General features: G+C 66.3%; 30 protein-coding genes. All 30 read right to left on the bottom strand.

Annotated elements, in window-relative coordinates; genetic code table 11:
• Positions 1-72 precede the first annotated feature (72 nt).
• Entirely contained in the window at positions 73-948 is an 876-nt protein-coding gene (locus AC3WLN_RS04000; protein WP_492479683.1) for an MBL fold metallo-hydrolase, read from the bottom strand.
• A 44-nt stretch (positions 949-992) separates the two neighbouring features.
• Positions 993-1,382, bottom strand: a complete 390-nt coding sequence (rpsK, locus tag AC3WLN_RS03995; RefSeq protein ID WP_056091630.1) for a 30S ribosomal protein S11 — start codon at positions 1,380-1,382, stop codon at positions 993-995.
• 171 nt (positions 1,383-1,553) lie between these two features.
• The gene (gene rpsM, locus AC3WLN_RS03990) at positions 1,554-1,922 is read right to left on the bottom strand and encodes a 30S ribosomal protein S13 (RefSeq protein ID WP_019904471.1); all 369 of its coding nucleotides are present in this window, start codon (positions 1,920-1,922) and stop codon (positions 1,554-1,556) included.
• Between the two features lie 248 nt (positions 1,923-2,170).
• Positions 2,171-2,773 carry an adenylate kinase gene (locus AC3WLN_RS03985; protein WP_492479680.1) on the bottom strand — a complete coding sequence of 201 codons (603 nt, stop codon included), beginning with the start codon at positions 2,771-2,773 and terminating at the stop codon, positions 2,171-2,173.
• A 113-nt stretch (positions 2,774-2,886) separates the two neighbouring features.
• Positions 2,887-4,224, bottom strand: a complete 1,338-nt coding sequence (secY, locus tag AC3WLN_RS03980) for a preprotein translocase subunit SecY (protein WP_492479678.1) — start codon at positions 4,222-4,224, stop codon at positions 2,887-2,889.
• Positions 4,225-4,370: 146 nt separating this feature from the next.
• The gene (gene rplO, locus AC3WLN_RS03975; protein ID WP_463779968.1) at positions 4,371-4,874 is read right to left on the bottom strand and encodes a 50S ribosomal protein L15; all 504 of its coding nucleotides are present in this window, start codon (positions 4,872-4,874) and stop codon (positions 4,371-4,373) included.
• 11 nt (positions 4,875-4,885) lie between these two features.
• Positions 4,886-5,077 (bottom strand): 50S ribosomal protein L30, encoded by a 192-nt coding sequence (gene rpmD, locus AC3WLN_RS03970; RefSeq protein ID WP_056469605.1) that lies wholly within the window; start codon positions 5,075-5,077, stop codon positions 4,886-4,888.
• A gap of 12 nt (positions 5,078-5,089) precedes the next feature.
• On the bottom strand, positions 5,090-5,677 hold the full coding sequence (rpsE, locus tag AC3WLN_RS03965) for a 30S ribosomal protein S5 (RefSeq protein ID WP_264048643.1): 588 nt from the start codon (positions 5,675-5,677) through the stop codon (positions 5,090-5,092).
• Positions 5,678-5,824: 147 nt separating this feature from the next.
• Positions 5,825-6,187, bottom strand: coding sequence for a 50S ribosomal protein L18 (gene rplR, locus AC3WLN_RS03960; protein ID WP_463779972.1), 363 nt, complete (start codon positions 6,185-6,187; stop codon positions 5,825-5,827).
• Positions 6,188-6,199: 12 nt separating this feature from the next.
• The gene (rplF, locus tag AC3WLN_RS03955; RefSeq protein WP_492479675.1) at positions 6,200-6,733 is read right to left on the bottom strand and encodes a 50S ribosomal protein L6; all 534 of its coding nucleotides are present in this window, start codon (positions 6,731-6,733) and stop codon (positions 6,200-6,202) included.
• Between the two features lie 24 nt (positions 6,734-6,757).
• Positions 6,758-7,153: a 30S ribosomal protein S8 gene (gene rpsH / locus AC3WLN_RS03950; protein WP_055881679.1), complete on the bottom strand. Its 396-nt coding sequence runs from the start codon at positions 7,151-7,153 to the stop codon at positions 6,758-6,760.
• Positions 7,154-7,165: 12 nt separating this feature from the next.
• A complete protein-coding gene (gene rpsN / locus AC3WLN_RS03945; RefSeq protein ID WP_056183527.1) occupies positions 7,166-7,471 on the bottom strand; it encodes a 30S ribosomal protein S14 in 306 nt (101 codons plus the stop codon).
• Positions 7,472-7,511: 40 nt separating this feature from the next.
• On the bottom strand, positions 7,512-8,078 hold the full coding sequence (gene rplE / locus AC3WLN_RS03940; protein ID WP_463779979.1) for a 50S ribosomal protein L5: 567 nt from the start codon (positions 8,076-8,078) through the stop codon (positions 7,512-7,514).
• Entirely contained in the window at positions 8,071-8,385 is a 315-nt protein-coding gene (gene rplX / locus AC3WLN_RS03935; RefSeq protein ID WP_056219883.1) for a 50S ribosomal protein L24, read from the bottom strand. Before rplX ends, rplE begins: the two co-directional genes overlap by 8 nt.
• Positions 8,385-8,753 carry a 50S ribosomal protein L14 gene (gene rplN / locus AC3WLN_RS03930; RefSeq protein ID WP_055949294.1) on the bottom strand — a complete coding sequence of 123 codons (369 nt, stop codon included), beginning with the start codon at positions 8,751-8,753 and terminating at the stop codon, positions 8,385-8,387. Before rplN ends, rplX begins: the two co-directional genes overlap by 1 nt.
• Positions 8,754-9,101: 348 nt before the next feature.
• Positions 9,102-9,365 carry a 30S ribosomal protein S17 gene (gene rpsQ / locus AC3WLN_RS03925; protein ID WP_463779983.1) on the bottom strand — a complete coding sequence of 88 codons (264 nt, stop codon included), beginning with the start codon at positions 9,363-9,365 and terminating at the stop codon, positions 9,102-9,104.
• Positions 9,366-9,375: 10 nt separating this feature from the next.
• On the bottom strand, positions 9,376-9,591 hold the full coding sequence (gene rpmC, locus AC3WLN_RS03920) for a 50S ribosomal protein L29 (protein ID WP_018044221.1): 216 nt from the start codon (positions 9,589-9,591) through the stop codon (positions 9,376-9,378).
• 13 nt (positions 9,592-9,604) lie between these two features.
• Complete coding sequence (rplP, locus tag AC3WLN_RS03915) at positions 9,605-10,018, bottom strand: 50S ribosomal protein L16 (RefSeq protein WP_055949287.1); 414 nt, start codon at positions 10,016-10,018, stop codon at positions 9,605-9,607.
• 47 nt (positions 10,019-10,065) lie between these two features.
• On the bottom strand, positions 10,066-10,806 hold the full coding sequence (rpsC, locus tag AC3WLN_RS03910; RefSeq protein WP_055949284.1) for a 30S ribosomal protein S3: 741 nt from the start codon (positions 10,804-10,806) through the stop codon (positions 10,066-10,068).
• Between the two features lie 10 nt (positions 10,807-10,816).
• Positions 10,817-11,203 carry a 50S ribosomal protein L22 gene (rplV, locus tag AC3WLN_RS03905; RefSeq protein WP_055949281.1) on the bottom strand — a complete coding sequence of 129 codons (387 nt, stop codon included), beginning with the start codon at positions 11,201-11,203 and terminating at the stop codon, positions 10,817-10,819.
• A gap of 2 nt (positions 11,204-11,205) precedes the next feature.
• Positions 11,206-11,484, bottom strand: coding sequence for a 30S ribosomal protein S19 (rpsS, locus tag AC3WLN_RS03900; RefSeq protein ID WP_055949278.1), 279 nt, complete (start codon positions 11,482-11,484; stop codon positions 11,206-11,208).
• 5 nt (positions 11,485-11,489) lie between these two features.
• Positions 11,490-12,326, bottom strand: a complete 837-nt coding sequence (rplB, locus tag AC3WLN_RS03895) for a 50S ribosomal protein L2 (protein ID WP_056219866.1) — start codon at positions 12,324-12,326, stop codon at positions 11,490-11,492.
• A gap of 27 nt (positions 12,327-12,353) precedes the next feature.
• Positions 12,354-12,650, bottom strand: coding sequence for a 50S ribosomal protein L23 (locus AC3WLN_RS03890; protein ID WP_018044227.1), 297 nt, complete (start codon positions 12,648-12,650; stop codon positions 12,354-12,356).
• Entirely contained in the window at positions 12,647-13,267 is a 621-nt protein-coding gene (rplD, locus tag AC3WLN_RS03885; RefSeq protein ID WP_055949267.1) for a 50S ribosomal protein L4, read from the bottom strand. Before rplD ends, AC3WLN_RS03890 begins: the two co-directional genes overlap by 4 nt.
• Positions 13,267-14,007, bottom strand: a complete 741-nt coding sequence (rplC, locus tag AC3WLN_RS03880; RefSeq protein WP_055949264.1) for a 50S ribosomal protein L3 — start codon at positions 14,005-14,007, stop codon at positions 13,267-13,269. Before rplC ends, rplD begins: the two co-directional genes overlap by 1 nt.
• A 50-nt stretch (positions 14,008-14,057) precedes the next feature.
• Positions 14,058-14,366, bottom strand: coding sequence for a 30S ribosomal protein S10 (gene rpsJ / locus AC3WLN_RS03875; protein WP_018044230.1), 309 nt, complete (start codon positions 14,364-14,366; stop codon positions 14,058-14,060).
• An 89-nt stretch (positions 14,367-14,455) separates the two neighbouring features.
• Positions 14,456-15,646, bottom strand: coding sequence for an elongation factor Tu (gene tuf, locus AC3WLN_RS03870; protein ID WP_055949261.1), 1,191 nt, complete (start codon positions 15,644-15,646; stop codon positions 14,456-14,458).
• A 69-nt stretch (positions 15,647-15,715) separates the two neighbouring features.
• The gene (gene fusA / locus AC3WLN_RS03865; RefSeq protein ID WP_463779999.1) at positions 15,716-17,791 is read right to left on the bottom strand and encodes an elongation factor G; all 2,076 of its coding nucleotides are present in this window, start codon (positions 17,789-17,791) and stop codon (positions 15,716-15,718) included.
• A gap of 30 nt (positions 17,792-17,821) precedes the next feature.
• The gene (gene rpsG, locus AC3WLN_RS03860) at positions 17,822-18,292 is read right to left on the bottom strand and encodes a 30S ribosomal protein S7 (RefSeq protein ID WP_056183508.1); all 471 of its coding nucleotides are present in this window, start codon (positions 18,290-18,292) and stop codon (positions 17,822-17,824) included.
• A gap of 105 nt (positions 18,293-18,397) precedes the next feature.
• Entirely contained in the window at positions 18,398-18,769 is a 372-nt protein-coding gene (gene rpsL, locus AC3WLN_RS03855) for a 30S ribosomal protein S12 (RefSeq protein WP_018044234.1), read from the bottom strand.
• Positions 18,770-19,186 lie beyond the last annotated feature (417 nt).

The raw sequence follows: 19,186 nt of genomic DNA, 5'->3' as shown, positions 1-19,186 counted from the left end.
AAGGCCCGTCGACACCGCGCCATCGGCGCCCGGCGGGCTGGAAACGGTTGCGTCCGCGACGAGCGCGGACGGTTACTGGGCCGCGACCCAGAGTTCCGGAACGAAACTGTAGGCGGCCCCGTCCCGGGCGACATAGCCCAGGGCCGGAAATTCCAGATGCGCGCCCGCCACGAACGTCCGGTCGCTCGAGACGGCATCGAGCATCCGGCGACGCACGGCGCGTGCCTGATCCCCGTCGACGTCGAAGACCATACCGGCTTCCGGCTGCTTGAACTGGATCGCCGGCAGATGAACGATGTCTGCCCACATCAAAAGCGACGCGTCGCCCGACGTGACGCGGTAACCGGTATGACCCGGCGTGTGGCCCGGCAGCGGCACCGCCTCGATCCCGGGCGCGACCTCCCCGCCGGTGACGGTGCGCAGGCGCTGGCCGTAGGGCGAGGTCGCCTGGCGGGCCATCTCGAAATACGGCTTCGCGGCATCGGGCGCCCGGGAGAGAGCGCCCTCGTCGAGCCAGTGCGCGGCCTCGTCGGCATGCACCACGAGTTCGGCGTTCGGGTAGGCGGGGGCGCCGTCATCCGTGATCAGGCCGCCGGCATGGTCGGGATGGAGGTGCGTGAGCAGCACGGTCTCGATGCTCTCGGGCGCGACGCCGGCCGCCGCGAGGGCGGCCGGGACGCGGCCGAGGGACGGGCCACCGAAATGGCCCATCCCGCTGTCGATGAGGAGCGGCTTGCGCCCGGGACCCGTGATCAGGAACGCATTGAGCGTGATCCGGGGATCCTGCGCACGAAAACCGGCCGCCTGAAGCGCGCCGGCCTCCGCACGATCGATCCCGGTGACGAGATCCAGCGACCCCTGAAGGTAGCCGTCGTTCATCACCGTGATCGTCAGATCACCCAAGCTCCACCGCAGCACACCCGGAAGCGGATTCTGAGCATTCGACACGCGCGTCTCCGTGACAGGCCCCAAAGGTTCGCGACGGCGTCCGTTCAGACGCGACGACGCTTGCGCGGGCGGCAGCCGTTGTGCGGGATCGAGGTGACGTCGCGGATCGAGGTCACGGTGAAGCCGGCGGCCTGGAGGGCGCGCAGGGCCGATTCCCGACCCGAACCCGGGCCGGAGACCTCGACCTCGAGGGTGCGCATGCCGTGCTCGGCAGCCTTGCGGGCGGCGTCCTCGGCGGCGACCTGGGCGGCGTAGGGAGTCGACTTGCGCGAGCCCTTGAAGCCCATGGCGCCGGCGGACGACCACGAGATGGTGTTGCCCTGGGCGTCGGTGATGGTGACCATCGTGTTGTTGAACGACGCGTTCACGTGCGCGACGCCGGAGACGATGTTCTTGCGTTCGCGGCGACGAACGCGGGTTGCTTCCTTGGCCATGTGTTCTTTCGTCCTTCAGGCGCGCCCGTCATTCCAGGCGCTCGGGAGTCTTCTGCGATAGGGGCGGTGCGGTCCCGGATCACCGGGCCGCGACGCGGGCTTCGGCGCGCCGGAGATCCGGCGCGACGGTCGGGAGGCGGCGCGTCGCGCGGCCTCCCGGTTCGAAGATGCTTACTTCTTCTTGCCGGCGATGGGCTTGGACTTGCCCTTGCGGGTGCGCGCGTTGGTGTGCGTGCGCTGGCCGCGGACCGGCAGGTTGCGGCGGTGGCGCAGGCCACGGTAGCAGCCCAGATCCATCAGGCGCTTGATGTTCATCGAGACTTCGCGGCGCAGGTCGCCCTCGACGATGTAGTCGCGGTCGATCGTCTCGCGGATCGACAGCACTTCGGCGTCGGTCAGCTGGTTGACGCGACGCTCGGCCGGGATCCCGACCTTGCCGGTGATCTCCTCGGCCTTCTTGGGGCCGATGCCGTGGATGTACTGCAGCGCGATGACGACGCGCTTGTTGGTCGGGATGTTAACGCCAGCGATACGAGCCAAGGTGTCTCTCCATGGGGCGCCGGACCTGAGGCCGGGCCGGGTGTCACGCGCGTCCGGTGGAGACCGGCCCCTGCGCGCCGTCCAAAACGACAAATCGGCCCGCATCAGCCTCTTGGAGAGGCGACCCGGACCCATTTCCTCTGAACGAAGACCGGCCCACTAGCGCGGGCCGGCGGATGTGTCAACCCGGGCGACGCGATTGGTGCGGATCGGCCGCGGGGCCGCCGCCGTGCCGATCGCGCCTCCGATCAGGACTCCGCGGAAGCGGTGTGACGGTCGAGGATCGCCACCAGATCCTCGGTGACGGCGTCGACGGGCTTCATGCCGTCGATGGTCTGCAGGAGACCGGTCCCGGCATAATAGTCGGACAGCGGCGCCGTCTGCTTGCGATAGGCATCGAGGCGGGTCTTGAACACCTCGGGGGTATCGTCCTTGCGCACCGGCTGGCCGCGGGCGGCGGTCTCCTCGGCGCGCTTGGCGATGCGGCCCACCAGGGCCGCCTCGTCCACGGCGAACTCGATGACGGTGTCGAGGGCGATCCCCTTCTGGGAGAGCATCGCGTCGAGGGCCTTGGCCTGCTCCACCGTGCGGGGGAAGCCGTCGAGGATGAAGCCCGGCTTGGCGTCCGCCTCCTCGATGCGGTCAGCGACGATGCCGACCACGATCGCATCGGAGACGAGGCCGCCCGATTCCATCACGCTCTTGGCCTGCAGGCCCACCGGGGTGCCGGCCGCCACGGCGGCGCGCAGCATGTCGCCGGTCGAGAGCTGAGGGATACCATAGCGTGCCACGATCCGCTCGGACTGCGTCCCCTTCCCCGCGCCGGGCGGCCCAAGCAGGATGATGCGCATGGTGTCGTTTCCTCAGGTCCGTTCTGCTTGGGATATCCGGCTGATCCTGCGCGGCGCCGGGTCTCGGAACTCTAGCAAGGGACGCGGCGGGCCTGAAGCCCGCGCCGCGTCGGTCAGCGTCGGCGGGTCGCCCCGCGCAGCTTCGCCTTCTTGACCAGGCCTTCGTACTGGTGGGCCATCAGGTGGCCGTGGATCTGCGCCACCGTGTCCATGGTCACCGAGACCACGATCAGCAGCGAGGTCCCGCCGAAGCCGATGGCGGCAGAGGAGTAGGAGGCCAGGATCTCCGGCACCAGGCAGACGAAGGTCAGGTACAGCGCACCGATCAGGGTGATCCGGGTCAGGACCTTGTCGATGAAGGCCGCCGTGCGCTCGCCCGGACGGATACCCGGGATGAAGCCGCCGTGCTTCTTCAGGTTGTCGGCCGTCTCTTCCGGATTGAAGACCACCGCGGTGTAGAAGAACGCAAAGAAGATGATCAGCGCGGCGTAGAGCACCATGTAGAGTGGCCGACCATGGCCGATATAGGTCGTAATGGTCGCCAGGACGCCGGTGCCGCCGTTATTGGCCGAGAAGCTCGCCACGGTGGCGGGCAGGAGCAGCAGCGACGAGGCGAAGATCGGCGGGATCACGCCGGCGGTGTTGAGCTTCAGCGGCAGGAAGGAGGTCTGGCCCTCGTACATCCGGTTGCCGACCTGGCGCTTCGGGTAGTTGATCAGCAGGCGGCGCTGGGCCCGCTCCATGAACACGATGAAGTAGACCAGGGCGATGGCGGCGACGCCCATGCCGAGGATGACCGCGGAGGACAGCGCACCGGTGCGGCTCAGCTCAAGCGCACCGACGATGGCTACCGGCAGATGGGCGACGATGCCGGCGAAGATGATCAGCGAGGAGCCGTTGCCGATGCCCCGCGACGTGATCTGCTCACCGATCCACATCAGGAAGAGCGTGCCGCCCGTCAGGGTGATGACGGTGGACAGGATGAAGAACGGGCCGGGCTCGATCGCGGCGCTCGACCCCTGTAGGCCGAAGGCGATGCCCCAGGACTGGACCAGCGCCAGCACCACGGTGAGGTAGCGGGTGTACTGATTGATGACCTTGCGGCCGGACTCGCCCTCCTTCTTCAGCGCCTCGAGGCTCGGGATCACCGAGGTCAGCAGCTGGATGATGATGGAGGCCGAGATGTACGGCATGATGTTGAGCGCGAAGATCGCCATGCGCTCGACGGCACCGCCGGAGAACATGTTGAACAGCCCGAGCACGCCGCCCGACTGCTGCTGGAAGTTCCGCGCGAACTGCTCCGGGTCGATGCCCGGGATCGGGATGTAGGTCCCGAGGCGGAACACGATGAGCGCGCCCAGCGTGAACCAGATGCGCTTCTTGAGCTCGTCGGCCTTGGCGATGGCCCCGAAATTGAGGTTCGCGGCAAGCTGCTCGGCGGCTGAGGCCATGGCACCGATTCCTGAGATCAGTTCTTACGGGAGCTCGTCGTCTTCTCGGGTGAGAAGATCGCGCTCCCCGATAAACGGGAACGGCGGCCACGCGCGAGGTCGCACGGGCCGCCGCTCAGAGCTTCGACTTAAAGTCAGACCGGAGGCTACGCAACCACGCGGGCGGGCTTGCCACGGGTGGAGACGCCGTCGCCGAAGGTCACGGTCACCGAGCCGCCGGCCTTCTCGACACCCTCGATCGCCGACTTCGACGCGCGGGTGACCTCGAAGGTCAGCTTGGTGGTGAGCTCGCCGACGCCGAGGAGCTTCACGCCGTCACGGGCGCGCGCGCAGATGCCGGCGGCGATCAGCGTCTCGACGGTGACGGTGGCGCCCGCCTCGATGCGGCCGGCGTCAACTGCCTGCTGGACGCGGCCGAGGTTCACCTCGTTCAGGTCCGTCGAGTACAGGTTGTTGAAGCCGCGCTTCGGAAGGCGACGATGCAGCGGCATCTGGCCGCCCTCGAAGCCCTTGATGGAGACGCCGGTGCGGGCCTTCTGGCCCTTCACGCCGCGTCCCGCGGTCTTGCCCTTGCCGGAGCCGATGCCCCGTCCGACGCGCATCCGGTTCTTGGTGGCGCCGTCGTTGTCGCGGAGTTCGTTCAGTTTCATGATGCCCTCCCTCAGGCCGCGTCGCTGAGAACGCGCACGAGGTGCTGCACCTTGCGGATCATGCCGCGCACGGAGGGCGTATCCTCCAGCTCGGAGACCCGGTGCAGCTTGTTGAGCTTCAGGCCAATCAGCGTCGCGCGCTGGTCGCCTTCGCGGCGGATGGGCGAGCCGATCTGCTCGACCCGGAGAGTCTTCTGTGCCATCGGACCCTCCCCTTACGCGACTGCGGCTTCGGACATATCGGACGGATCGGCATCACGGCGACGGGCCTGGAGGGCCGACACCTTGAGACCGCGACGGGCCGCGACGGCGCGCGGGCTGTCTTCGTTCTTCAGCGCCTCGAAGGTGGCGCGGACGAGGTTGTAGGGGTTCGACGAGCCGAGGCTCTTGGCCACCACGTCCTGCATGCCCAGCGTCTCGAAGACGGCGCGCATCGGACCGCCGGCGATGATGCCGGTGCCCTGGGGGGCGGCGCGCAGGATGACCTTGCCGGCCCCGTGACGACCGTAGACGTCGTGGTGCAGGGTGCGACCCTCGCGGAGCGCCACGCGGACGAGACCGCGCTTGGCGGCTTCCGTCGCCTTGCGGATCGCCTCAGGGACTTCGCGGGCCTTGCCGTGGCCGAAGCCGACGCGGCCCTTCTGGTCGCCGACGACGACGAGGGCGGCGAAGCCGAAGCGACGTCCGCCCTTCACCACCTTGGCAACGCGGTTGATGTGGACGAGCTTGTCCACGAACTCGCTGTCGCGCTCCTCGCGCTCATCGCGGCGGCCGCGGCCACCGCCTTCACGTTCACGTGCCATACTGACTATCCATCTCACTGGCGCGGGTGGCGGACCCGCTCGCTTGAATCACCTGGAACGGGGAGCATCCGAGGACGCTCCCCTCCGCCAAAACTGATTCTACATCGACTATGCCCGAGAACCGGTTCCCACTTCTCGGGTCGATGCTCAGAACTCGAGGCCACCCTCGCGGGCGGCGTCGGCGAGCGCCTTGACGCGCCCGTGGTAGAGGTAGCCCGAGCGATCGAAGATCACCTGGGTGACGCCCGCGGCCTTGGCCCGCTCGGCGACGAGCTTGCCGACGGCCTGGGCGGCCGAGACGTCGGCACCGGTCTTGAGGCCGGTGCGGAGATCCTTGTCGAGGCTCGAGGCCGCGGCGAGGGTCTTGCCCGCCACGTCGTCGATCACCTGGACGTAGATCTGCTTGGACGAACGGAACACCGAGAGCCGGGGCCGTCCATTGGCCGCCGCCCGCAGCGCGCGGCGCACACGCGCCTTGCGGCGGTCGAGTGCATCGATTTTGCGTGACATGTTCGGCGGCCCTTACTTCTTCTTGCCTTCCTTGCGGAAGATGAACTCGCCCGCGTACTTCACGCCCTTGCCCTTGTAGGGCTCCGGGCCGCGATAGTCGCGGATCTCGGCGGCCACCTGGCCGACCACCTGCCGGTCGATGCCGGAGATGACGATCTCGGTGGGCTTCGGCACCGCGATCGTGATCCCGGCGGGGATCTCGTACTCGATGTCGTGGCTGTAGCCGAGCGAGAGCTTCAGAGCCTTGCCGGCCATCGCGGCGCGGTAACCCACGCCGGTGATCTCGAGCTTCTTCTCGAAGCCCTTGGAGACGCCCTCGACGAGGTTCGCCACCTGAGCGCGGGAGGTGCCCCAGAGCGAGCGGGCCTCCTTGGTCTGGTTCCTGGGCTGCACCGAGACGGCGCCGTCCTCGAACTTCACGTCGACCACGTTGGGAACGACGTACTGGAGCTCGCCCTTGGAGCCCTTCATCTTCACCGTTTGACCGGTCACCGTGGCCGTCACGCCGGACGGGACGGGAACGGGCTTCTTGCCTACGCGAGACATCGCCTTATTCCTCCAAGTCCGAGATCAGAACACCTTGCAGAGCACTTCGCCGCCGACGTTGCGCTCGCGCGCCTCGTGGTCGGCCATGACGCCCTGCGGGGTGGACACGATGGTGACGCCGAGGCCGTCGGCGACGCGCGGCAGCTCGCCGACCGACGAGTAGACGCGGCGGCCGGGCTTCGACACGCGCTGGATCGAGCGGATGACGGGCTGGCCGTCGTAGTATTTCAGCTCGATCGCGAACTCGGTGCGGCCGTTGCCGTAATCCGTCGTCGCGTAGTCGCGGATGTAGCCCTCGGACTTGAGGACGTCGAGCACGCTGGCGCGCAGGCGCGAGCCGGGCGTCTGAACGACGTTGCGGCGGCGCTGCTGACCGTTGCGGATGCGGGTGAGCATATCACCCACGGGATCGTTGACCATGGTGGTTGCTCCTTACCAGCTCGACTTGACGAGACCGGGGATCAGACCCTGGTTGCCGAGTTCGCGCAGCGCGATGCGCGAGATGCCCATCTTGCGATAGAAAGCGCGCGGACGGCCGGTCATGCCGCAGCGGTTGCGGATGCGGGTGGGGGACGAGTTGCGGGGCAGTTCCGCGAGCTTGAGGCGCGCCTCGAAGCGCTCCTCCATCTCGAGGGACTCGTCATTCGCCGTGGCGAGCAGCGCCTTGCGCTTGGGAGCATAGAGCTTCACCAGCGCTTCGCGGTGCTTGTTCTTCTCGATCGAGCTTTTCTTTGCCATTTCTCTCTCCGGTGTCCGCGTCTGAGACCCTAGTGGGGGCTCACTGCCGGAACGGGAATCGGAACTGCGTGAGGAGCGCGCGCGCCTCAGCATCGGTGCGGGCCGTCGTCTGGATGACGATGTCCATGCCCCAGGTGGCCTCGGCCTTGTCGTACGAGATCTCCGGGAACACGAGGTGCTCCTTCAGGCCGAGGGCATAGTTGCCGTTGCCATCGAAGGAACGCGGGTTCAGGCCGCGGAAATCGCGGACGCGCGGGAGCGCGATCGTGATCAGGCGATCCATGAACTCGTACATGCGCTGCTTGCGCAGCGTCACCTTGCAGCCGATCGGCATGCCCTCGCGGACCTTGAAGGTCGCGATGGCCTTGCGGGCCTTCGTGATGACCGGCTTCTGGCCGGCGATGAGGGCGAGGTCGCCGGCGGCGACGGAGGCCTTCTTAGAGTCCGCGGTGGACTCGCCGACGCCCATGTTGATCACGATCTTCTCGATGACCGGAACCTGCATGGGGTTCTTGTAGCCGAACTCCTCGATCAGCTTCTGGCGCACCACTTCGTCGTAGTGCTTGCGCAGGCGCGGGACGTACCCGTCAGCGTTCTTCTCAGCCATCGATCTGGTCCCCCGTGGTCTTGGCGAAGCGAACCTTGCGTCCGTCTTCGAGGATGCGGAAACCCACGCGAGTCGGCTTGCCGTTCGCGTCCTGCAACGCGAGATTCGAGAGCTGGATCGCAGCTTCCTTGGAGACGATGCCGCCTTCCTGGTTCTGCGTCTGCTTCTGGTGCTTCTTGACCAGGTTGATGCCGCGCACGAAGGCACGGTCTTCCTTGGGGAGCACCTGAATGACCTCGCCCGAGCGACCCTTGTCGCGACCGGTGAGGACGACGACCTTGTCGCCTTTCTTGACCTTGGCGGCCATCACAGCACCTCCGGGGCGAGCGAGATGATCTTCATGTGGTTGCGGGCGCGCAGCTCGCGCGGAACCGGTCCGAAGATACGGGTGCCGATCGGCTCCTTCTGATTGTTGATCAGAACGGCGGCGTTCTTGTCGAAGCGGATCACCGAACCGTCGGGACGCTTCACTTCCTTCGCCGTGCGAACGACGACCGCCTTCATGACGTCGCCCTTCTTCACCCGGCCCCGGGGAATCGCTTCCTTGACGGAGACCACGATGATGTCGCCGACACCGGCGTACTTACGCTTCGACCCGCCCAGAACCTTGATGCACATCACGCGGCGCGCACCAGAGTTGTCGGCGACGTCCAGATTCGTCTGCATCTGGATCACGGGCAGTGACCTTTCCTTGTTTCAGGCGGGTTTCCGCACACGGACGGTATTGTCCGGCGGACGACGCCTGATGGGGATCTGATGTCCCCGGCTCATATGAAGCACCGCGCAATCGGCGTCTTTCGATGCCGGCGCGGCCGCCGCGTACGAGGGATGCGAACACCCCTCTCACCTGTCGCGAAGGCATGCCCACTACACTGGGACCGCCGAACACGCAAGGTTTATTTCCGTTCCACGGCCCATGGAGCGGGGCGGAACGAACCGAATTCCCCGAAGCGAACCCGCTCGGGAGAAAACGAAAAAGCGGGCGCCGCGATCAGCGCCCGCTTCGACGTCCGTGCCTGGTGCTCAGGCCTCGGCCGGAGCGGATTCGGTGGCGCTGGCGCCCTCGACGAGCTTCCAGGTCTTGGTCTTGGAGAACGGACGGCACTCCTCGATCGACACGGTCTGGCCGACCTTGGCGACGTTGGTCTCGTCGTGGGCGTGGTAGTTCTTCGAGCGACGGACGGTCTTCTTCATCACCGGATGGGTGAAGCGACGCTCCACCTTCACGACGATGGTCTTCTCGCCCTTGTCGCTGACGACGACGCCCTGCAATACGCGCTTCGGCATGGTGTACTCCTCAGGCCTGCGCGGACTTCAGCGTCTTCTGACGCTGGAGCGTACGGACGCGGGCGATATCGCGGCGGACTTCGCGGACGCGCGCAACGTTCTCGAGCTGGCCGGTGGCCCCCTGGAAGCGCAGATTGAACTGCTCCTTCTTCAGGTTCAGCAGCTCATCGTTCAGCTGATCGGGCGACAGGGCGGCCAGATCCGACTGTCTCTGCGACGACTTCATGATCCCCTCCCTCTCAATCAGCGATGCGCTGAACGACGCGCGTGCGGATCGGGAGCTTCGCCGCGCCGAGGCGCAGGGCCTCCTTCGCGACGTCCTCGGCCACGCCGTCGACTTCGAACATAATACGACCGGGATGCACGCGGGCAGCCCAGAACTCGGGGGCACCCTTACCGGAGCCCATGCGGACCTCGGTGGGCTTGGCCGTGACCGGGACGTCCGGAAAGATCCGGATCCAGACGCGGCCCTGGCGCTTCATCTCGCGGGTGATCGCGCGGCGGGCCGCCTCGATCTGACGCGCGGTAATGCGCTCGGGCTCGACGGCCTTCAGGCCGAAGGTCCCGAAGTTGAGGTCGAAGCCGCCCTTGGCCGCACCGTGGATGCGACCCTTGAACTGCTTACGAAACCTGGTCTTCTTGGGTTGCAACATGGCAGCCTCTCAACACCTTTCTGGGTGACGGGGTCACGAACGCGCCGTTAGGCGTGTTCGCGCCGGCCGCGCTCGCGGCCACCCTCACCATCGCGCTCGCGACGGCCGCCCGAACGGCCACCCTCTTCCTGCGCCTTCTTGTCCTGTGCCATCGGGTCGTGCTCGAGGATTTCGCCCTTGAACACCCACACCTTGATGCCGCACGTCCCGTAGGTCGTGAAGGCGGTAGCGACGCCGTAATCGACGTCGGCGCGGAGGGTATGCAGGGGCACGCGGCCCTCGCGATACCATTCCTGGCGGGCGATCTCGGCGCCGCCGAGACGGCCCGAGCAGTTGATGCGGATGCCCTCGGCACCCAGACGCATCGCCGACTGGACGGCGCGCTTCATGGCGCGACGGAAGGCGACGCGGCGCTCGAGCTGCTGGGCGATCGAGTCGGCCACCAGGGTGGCGTCGATCTCGGGCTTGCGCACCTCGACGATGTTGATCGTGACGTCGGCCTTGGTCAGGGTGCCGACGAGCTTGCGCAGCTTCTCGATGTCCGCGCCCTTCTTGCCGATGACCACGCCCGGACGACCCGAGTGGATGGTGACGCGGCACTTCCGGTGCGGACGCTCGATGACGATCTTCGAGACGGCAGCCTGCTTGAGCTGCTTCATGAGGGCGGCGCGGATGGCGACGTCCTCGTGCATGAGCTTGGCGTATTCACCCTTCTGGGCGAACCAGCGGGAGTCCCAGGTCCGGTTGATACCGAGACGGAGACCGATCGGATTGACTTTCTGGCCCATCAGGTCCTCCTCACGCCGCTTCGGCGGTCGGGACTTCGCGCACCACGATGGTGAGGTTCGCGAAGGGCTTCAGGATACGGGCGCCGCGGCCACGCGCACGGGCGTGGAACCGCTTCAGCACGAGCGCCTTGCCGACGAAGGCCTGGGAGACGACGAGGTCGTCGACGTCCAGGTTGTGGTTGTTCTCGGCATTGGCGATGGCGCTCTCGAGGCACTTCTTGACCTCGCGGGCGATCCGCTTGCGGGAGAATTCGAGGTCGGCCAGAGCCGAGTCGACCTTCTTGCCGCGAATGAGCTGCGCAACGAGATTGAGCTTCTGGGGGCTGACGCGCAGCATGCGCGCGACGGCCTGAGCCTCGTTCTCGGGGAGCGCGCGGGGAGTGGCGGGCTTGCCCATGATCAGCGCCTCTTCGACTTCTTGTCGGCCGCGTGACCGTGGAAGGTACGGGTCGGCGAGAACTCGCCGAACTTGTGGCCGACCATTTCCTCGGAGACATAGACCGGAATGTGCTTCTGTCCGTTGTGCACACCGAAGGTGAGCCCGACGAACTGCGGCAGGATCGTGGAGCGGCGGCTCCAGATCTTGATGACTTCATTACGGCTGGAACCGCGAGCGGCTTCGGCCTTCTTGAGGAGGTAGCCGTCGATGAACGGGCCCTTCCAGAGCGAGCGTGCCATGGGCGTTACTTCTTACGGTTATGACGGCTGGACAGGATGAAGACGTCGGTCCGCTTGTTCGAGCGGGTCTTCTTCCCCTTCGTGGGAACGCCCCAGGGCGTGACCGGGTTACGGCCGCCGGAGGTACGTCCCTCGCCGCCGCCGTGCGGGTGGTCGACCGGGTTCATGGCAACGCCGCGAACGTGCGGGCGCTTGCCGAGCCAGCGATTGCGGCCGGCCTTGCCGAGCGAGATGTTCATGTGGTCCGGGTTCGACACCGCGCCGACGCTGGCGAAGCACTGACCGTGGACCAGGCGCTGCTCGCCCGAATTCAGGCGGAGCGTCACGTAGCCCTGATCGCGGCCGACGATCTGGGCGTAGTTGCCGGCGGAGCGGGCGATCGCGCCGCCCTTGCCGATCTTGAGCTCGACGTTGTGCACGATCGTGCCCACCGGCATGTTGCCGACCGGACCGGCATTGCCGGGCTTGATGTCGACCTGCTCGGCCGCCACCACCTTGTCGCCCGGTGACAGGCGCTGCGGAGCCAGGATGTAGCTCTGCGTGCCGTCGGGGAAGGCGATCAGGGCGATGAACGCGGTGCGGTTCGGATCGTACTCGATCCGCTCGACCGTGGCGGACACGCCCATCTGCTCGCGACGCTTGAAGTCCACGTTGCGGAGCGTGCGCTTGTGACCGCCGCCGCGGAAGCGGACCGTGATGCGGCCGAGGTTGTTGCGGCCGCCGGACGACGACTTGCCCTCGGTGAGCTTCTTGACCGGCTTGCCCTTGTAGAGCTCACGGCGGTCGACGAGCACGAGCTGGCGAAGGCTCGGCGTGACCGGTTTGAATGTCTTCAAGGCCATCGGTGGTAATCCTTAACCCGACTTGTCTCAGAGGCCGGTCGTGACGTCGATCGTCTCACCCTCGGCGAGGGTCACGATCGCTTTCTTCACGTCCGAGCGCTGTCCGCGAAGCCCGCGGAAGATCTTCTTCTTGCCCTTGGTGACGAGCGTGTTCACGCCCGTGACCTTGACGTCGAACAGCTTCTCGACCGCTTCCTTGATCTGCGGCTTGGTCGCCTTCGGGGAGACCCGGAACACGACCTTGTTCTGCTCGGTGAGGTTCGTCGCCTTCTCGGTGATGACCGGGGAAACGATGATGTCGTAGTGGCGCGGATCGGCACTCATTGGAAACGCGCCTCCAGCGCATCGATCGCTGCGCGGGTCAGCACGAGCTTCTCGCGACGCAGGATGTCGTACACGTTGATGCCCTGGATCGGCAGCACGTCGATCTGCGGGATGTTACGGGCAGCGCGTGCGAAGTTCACGTCCACCTCGGCACCGCCGATGATCAGGGCGCTGGACAGGCCCATCTTCTCGAAGCGCTCGACGAGCGCCTTGGTCTTGCCCTCGGCGAGCTTCACGTCGTCGACGATGATGAGGGTCGAGTCCTTCACCTTCGCGGACAGGGCGTGCTTCAGGGCGAGCGCGCGCACCTTCTTGGGCAGGTCGTGGGCGTGGCTGCGCACGACCGGACCGAAGGCACGTCCACCGCCGCGGAACTGCGGGGCGGAGGCGGCGCCGTGACGGGCGTTACCGGTGCCCTTCTGCTTGTACAGCTTCTTGCGCGTCCGGTTCACGTCCGAGCGGTTCTTGACCGCGTGGGTGCCGGCCTGGCGCTTGGCGAGCTGCCAGCGGACCATGCGCTGGAGCAGGTCGGCGCGGGGCTCGAGACCGAAGATGGTCTCGTCCAGGTCGACGGAACCGGCACCGGCGCCGTCGAGCGTGGTGATATCGAGCTTCATCACGCGTTCTCCTCGGAAGCGGGAGCCTCGGGAGCCGGCGCTTCGGTGGCGGGAGCGGAAGCGCCCTGCTCACGGAACTTGCCAGGCTGCGGAACGTCCGCAGGGAGCTTGCGCTTCACCGCGTCGCGGATCTGGATCCAGCCGCCGGCGACGCCGGGGACAGCGCCTTCGACGAGGATGAGGCCGCGCTCAGGATCCGTGCGCACGACGCGCAGGTTCTGGGTCGTGACCCGGTCGACGCCCATATGGCCGGGCATCTTCTTGTTCTTGAAGGTCTTGCCCGGGTCCTGGCGGCCACCGGTCGAACCGATCGAACGGTGCGAGATGGACACGCCGTGGGTGGCGCGCAGACCGCCGAAGTTCCAGCGCTTCATGCCGCCGGCGAACCCCTTACCCGTGGTGGTGCCCGTCACGTCGACGAACTGGCCCGGGATGAAGTGGTCGGCGGTGATCTCGGCGCCGACCGGGATCAGCTTGTCCTCGGACACGCGGAACTCGGCGAGCTTCTGCTTGGGCTCGACCTTGGCGACCGCGAACCGGCCGCGCTCGGCAGCCGACACGTTCTTCACCTTGGCCTTGCCGACGCCGACCTGAAGGGCGACGTAGCCGTTCTTCTCGACGGTACGGTGGGCAACCACCTGGCATTGATCGATTTTGAGCACTGTGACGGGGACATGTTCGCCTGCATCCGTAAAGATGCGGGTCATGCCGACCTTCTGTGCGATGACGCCTGAGCGCATAGGTGTCTCCCTCGCGCGATTCTACGGTAAGCTCTAAATCCCGGCGGGACTCAGAGCTTGATCTCCACGTCCACGCCGGCGGCGAGGTCGAGCTTCATCAGCGCGTCCACGGTCTGCGGCGTCGGATCGACGATATCGAGGACGCGCTTGTGGGTGCGCATCTCGAACTGCTCGCGCGACTTCTTGTCGATGTGCGGCGAGCGGTTGACGGTGAACTTCTCGATATGCGTCGGCAGCGGGATCGGACCACGGATGGTGGCACCGGTGCGCTTGGCCGTCGAGACGATCTCGCGGGTCGACGCATCGAGGATGCGATGGTCGAACGCCTTGAGGCGGATACGAATATTCTGACCGTTCATGACCTGAAACCTTGGCGGGGCGATGGGGGGCGGGCGCGAGGACCCGCCCCTCAATCGTTCCCTGCAGACGTGACCGTTAGGACGGACGATTACTCGTTGATGGCGGCGACGACGCCTGCGCCGACGGTTCGGCCGCCTTCACGGATGGCGAAGCGCAGCTTTTCTTCCATGGCGACCGGCACGATCAGGGTGACGTCCATGGTCACGCTGTCGCCGGGCATCACCATCTCGGTGCCCTCGGGCAGGACGCACACGCCGGTCACGTCCGTGGTGCGGAAGTAGAACTGCGGGCGGTAGTTGGTGAAGAACGGCGTGTGGCGACCGCCCTCCTCCTTGGTCAGGATGTAGGCCTCGGCCTTGAACTTGGTGTGGGGCTTGACCGAGCCGGGCTTGCACACGACCTGGCCGCGCTCCACGTCCTCGCGCTTGGTGCCGCGCAGCAGCACGCCGACGTTGTCGCCCGCCTGGCCCTGGTCCAGCAGCTTGCGGAACATCTCGACGCCCGTGACCGTCGTGGTCTGGGTGTCGCGGATGCCCACGATCTCCACCGTCTCGCCGACCTTGACGATGCCGCGCTCCACGCGACCCGTCACCACCGTGCCGCGGCCCGAGATCGAGAACACGTCCTCGATGGGCATCAGGAACGGCTTGTCGATCGGACGCTCCGGCTGCGGGATGTAGGCGTCCACAGACGCCATCAGGGCCAGCACGGCGTCGTGGCCGATCGCCTTGTCGCCGTTGTCCAGCGCCACCTTGGCCGAACCCTTGGTGATCGGGATGTCGTCGCCGGGGAAGTCGTACTTGGAGAGGAGCTCGCGCACCTCCATCTCGACGAGCTCGAGAAGCTCGGCGTCGTCGACCAGATCCACCTTGTTCAGGAACACCACCAGCGCCGGAACGCCGACCTGGCGGGCCAGCAGGATGTGCTCGCGCGTCTGCGGCATCGGGCCGTCGGCCGCCGACACCACCAGGATCGCGCCGTCCATCTGCGCCGCGCCCGTGATCATGTTCTTCACGTAGTCGGCGTGGCCCGGGCAATCCACGTGCGCGTAGTGCCGGTTCGTCGTCTCGTACTCCACGTGCGCCGTCGAGATCGTGATCCCGCGCGCCTTCTCCTCCGGCGCCTTGTCGATCTGGTCGTAGGCCGTGAACGTCGCCCCGCCCGTCTCGGCCAGAACCTTCGTGATCGCAGCCGTCAACGACGTCTTGCCGTGGTCCACGTGACCGATCGTGCCAATGTTGCAGTGCGGCTTCGTACGCGCGAATTTCTCTTTGGCCATGATAGCCTCCGTCTGATCTGATGTTGCGTCTGAAGGGGTGCGGGAGGCGCCCCGAGGGGCGCCGCCGGCTTAGGCGTACTTGGCGACGACCTTCTCGGCCTCGCCGCGCGGCACCTCTTCGTAATGGTCGAACTGCATGGTGAAGTTGGCGCGGCCCTGCGAGAAGGACCGGAGCTGGTTCACGTAGCCGAACATGTTGGCCAGCGGCACCATCGCGTTGATGACGTTCGCATTGCCGCGCATGTCCTGGCCCTGGATCTGGCCACGGCGGGAGTTGAGATCGCCGATCACCGAACCGGTATACTCTTCCGGCGAGACGACCTCGACCTTCATCACCGGCTCGAGGAGCACCGAGCCGCCCTTCTGAAGGGCCTCACGGAGCGCCGCCCGGGAGGCGATCTCGAAGGCGAGGGCTGACGAGTCGACGTCGTGGTAGGCGCCGTCGACGAGCTCGACCCGGATGTCCACCACGGGGAAGCCCGCCAGGATACCGGCGCCCAGCACCGAGTTGAGACCCTTCTCGACGCCCGGGATGTATTCCTTGGGCACCGCGCCGCCGATGATCTTCGAGGCGAACTCGAAGCCCTTGCCGGGCTCGTTCGGCTCGACCACGAACTTCACCCGGGCGAACTGACCGGTACCGCCGGTCTGCTTCTTGTGGGTGTAGTCGATCTCGGTCCGCTTCGTGAGCTTCTCGCGGTACGCCACCTGCGGCTGGCCGATATTCGCGTCGACCTTGTAGGTGCGGCGCAGGATGTCGACCTTGATGTCCAAGTGGAGCTCGCCCATCCCCTTCAGGATGGTCTGGCCCGATTCCTGGTCGGTGGAGACGCGGAAGGACGGGTCTTCGGCGGCGAGCTTCGAGAGCGCGATGCCGAGCTTCTCCTGGTCGGCCTTCGACTTTGGCTCGACGGCGATCTCGATGACGGGCTCGGGGAACTCCATCTTCTCGAGGATCACGGCCTTGACCGGGTCGCACAGGGTGTCGCCGGTGCGGGTGTCCTTGAGGCCGGCCAGGGCGACGATGTCGCCGGCATAGGCTTCCTTGACGTCCTCGCGGTTGTTGGCGTGCATAAGGAGCATGCGGCCGACACGCTCCTTCTTGTCGCGCGTCGAGTTGATGACGTTGGCGCCCGAGTCGATCTTGCCCGAGTAGACGCGGCAGAAGGTGATCGTGCCGACGTGCGGATCGTCCATGATCTTGAAGGCGAGCATGGAGAAGGGATCCGAATCCGTCGGGTGACGGACGGTCTCTTCCTCGGTCTTGAAGTCGATGCCCTTGATCTCGCCGCGGTCGGCTGGGGACGGCAGGTAGTCGACGACCGCGTCGAGCAGGGGCTGCACGCCCTTGTTCTTGAAGGCCGAGCCGCAGAGCACGGGATGGAAGGCGCGGCGCTGAACGGCCGTGCGGACGAGGCGGTGCATCGTTTCCTGGTCCGGCTCGACCCCGTCCAGATACGCGGCCATCGCGTCGTCATCCATCTCCACGCAGGCCTCGACGAGCTTGACGCGGTATTCGGCGGCCTGGTCGGCGAGGTCGGCCGGGATCTCGGTCTCCGAGAAGTCGGCGCCGAGCTGCTCGGACGTCCAGACGACGGCCTTCATCTTGATCAGGTCGATGACACCCTTGAAGGTGTTCTCGGCGCCGATCGGCAGCTGCAGGCAGACCGGCTTGCCGGCGACACGGTCGATGATGTCGGCCACGCACTTGAAGAAGTCCGCGCCGATCTTGTCCATCTTGTTGACGAACACCACGCGGGGAACGTCGTACTTGTCGGCCTGGCGCCAGACGGTCTCGGTCTGCGGTTCGACGCCCTGGTTGCCGTCGAGCACGCAGACGGCGCCGTCGAGCACACGGAGCGAGCGCTCTACCTCGATGGTGAAGTCCACGTGGCCGGGGGTGTCGATGATGTTCAGGCGCTTGTCGCGCCAGAAGCAGGTGGTGGCAGCCGAGGTGATCGTGATGCCACGCTCCTGCTCCTGCTCCATCCAGTCCATGGTCGCGGCGCCGTCGTGGACTTCGCCGATCTTATGGGACTTGCCGGTGTAGTAGAGAATCCGCTCGGTGGTCGTGGTCTTGCCGGCATCGATGTGAGCCATGATGCCGAAGTTGCGGTAGTCCTCGATCGCGTGCGTGCGGGGCATCGGATTGCTCCTGAAAGGGTCCGGGTCCGCTTACCAGCGGTAGTGCGAGAAGGCGCGGTTGGCTTCCGCCATCCGGTGCGTGTCTTCACGCTTCTTGACGGCGTTGCCGCGGTTGTTGGCGGCGTCGAGCAACTCGGCGGAAAGACGCTCGACCATGGTGCGGTCGTTGCGGCCGCGGGCGGCCTGGATCAGCCAACGGATGGCCAGCGCTTGGCGACGCTCGGTGCGCACCTCGACGGGGACCTGGTAGGTCGCGCCGCCGACGCGGCGGGAGCGGACTTCGATCGCCGGAGCGACGTTGTCGAGGGCGGCGCGGAAGACCTCGATCGGGTTGGCGCGGGCACGGTTCTCGACGATGTCGAAGGCACCGTAGACGATGCGCTCAGCGGTCGACTTCTTTCCCTCGTACATGATCGAGTTCATGAACTTGGTCAGCACGATGTCCCCGTACTTCGGGTCCGGGATGATCTCACGCTTCTCGGCAGAATGGCGGCGGGACATCGCTCGCTCCGTCTTAAACTTGGTCTTCTTGAAACCACCCTGCGCAGGCCGCCTTGAGCCTCTCCGAGGCCGGCGACATCCTTACAGGGTGCGCGAATATCGATCTTACTTCGGGCGCTTGGCGCCGTACTTGGAGCGGCGCTGCTTGCGACCCTTGACGCCCTGCGTGTCGAGCACGCCGCGCAGGATGTGGTAGCGCACGCCCGGAAGGTCCTTCACGCGGCCGCCGCGGATCATCACCACGGAGTGCTCCTGAAGGTTGTGACCCTCGCCCGGGATGTAACCGATGACCTCGAAACCGTTGGTCAGACGAACCTTGGCGACCTTGCGGAGCGCGGAGTTCGGCTTCTTCGGGGTCGTCGTATAGACGCGGGTGCAGACGCCACGCTTCTGCGGGCAGGCGTCGAGCGCCGGCACCTTGTTGCGGCTCTTCTGCGCCTTGCGCGGCTGAGCGATCAGCTGGTTGATCGTCGGCATGCCAATCCTCTCGAAACGCGTCACCTGCGTCGGTGACCGTCGAAATCCAAATCTCGTTCTGGCCGGCCCCGGCATCGCACATGAGCGTGCGACGAAACGCAAAACCGCGCCCCAGGCTGAATTCAGCCTTTGGCGCGCCGTTGCAAGCAGAGGATCACCTGCATCGAAGCAAGCGATCGTGCCGGGCTGACACGTGTTCGTCTGTTGAAGTCGAATGCGTTTAGGAAGCCTGGATCGAGGCTCTGGGCCTCACGATCGATTGCTGCCTACGGCCATCCGTTCAATGAGGGCCTGATAGAGGCGGATTCGCCCCGCGTCAACCCATTCCGTTACAAGTTCATGAAGTTGCGGGGCTCGGAGGCGCCGCAAATCCGGTTCTCGCGACCGCGCGAAAAAGGGGCCGCCCGGTGGGCAGCC

The sequence above is a fragment of the Methylobacterium sp. FW306-05-D genome, from assembly GCF_058782155.1.
Note: the sequence above shows the minus strand (reverse complement) of the source record. Positions and strands in the feature narration are given on the sequence as shown.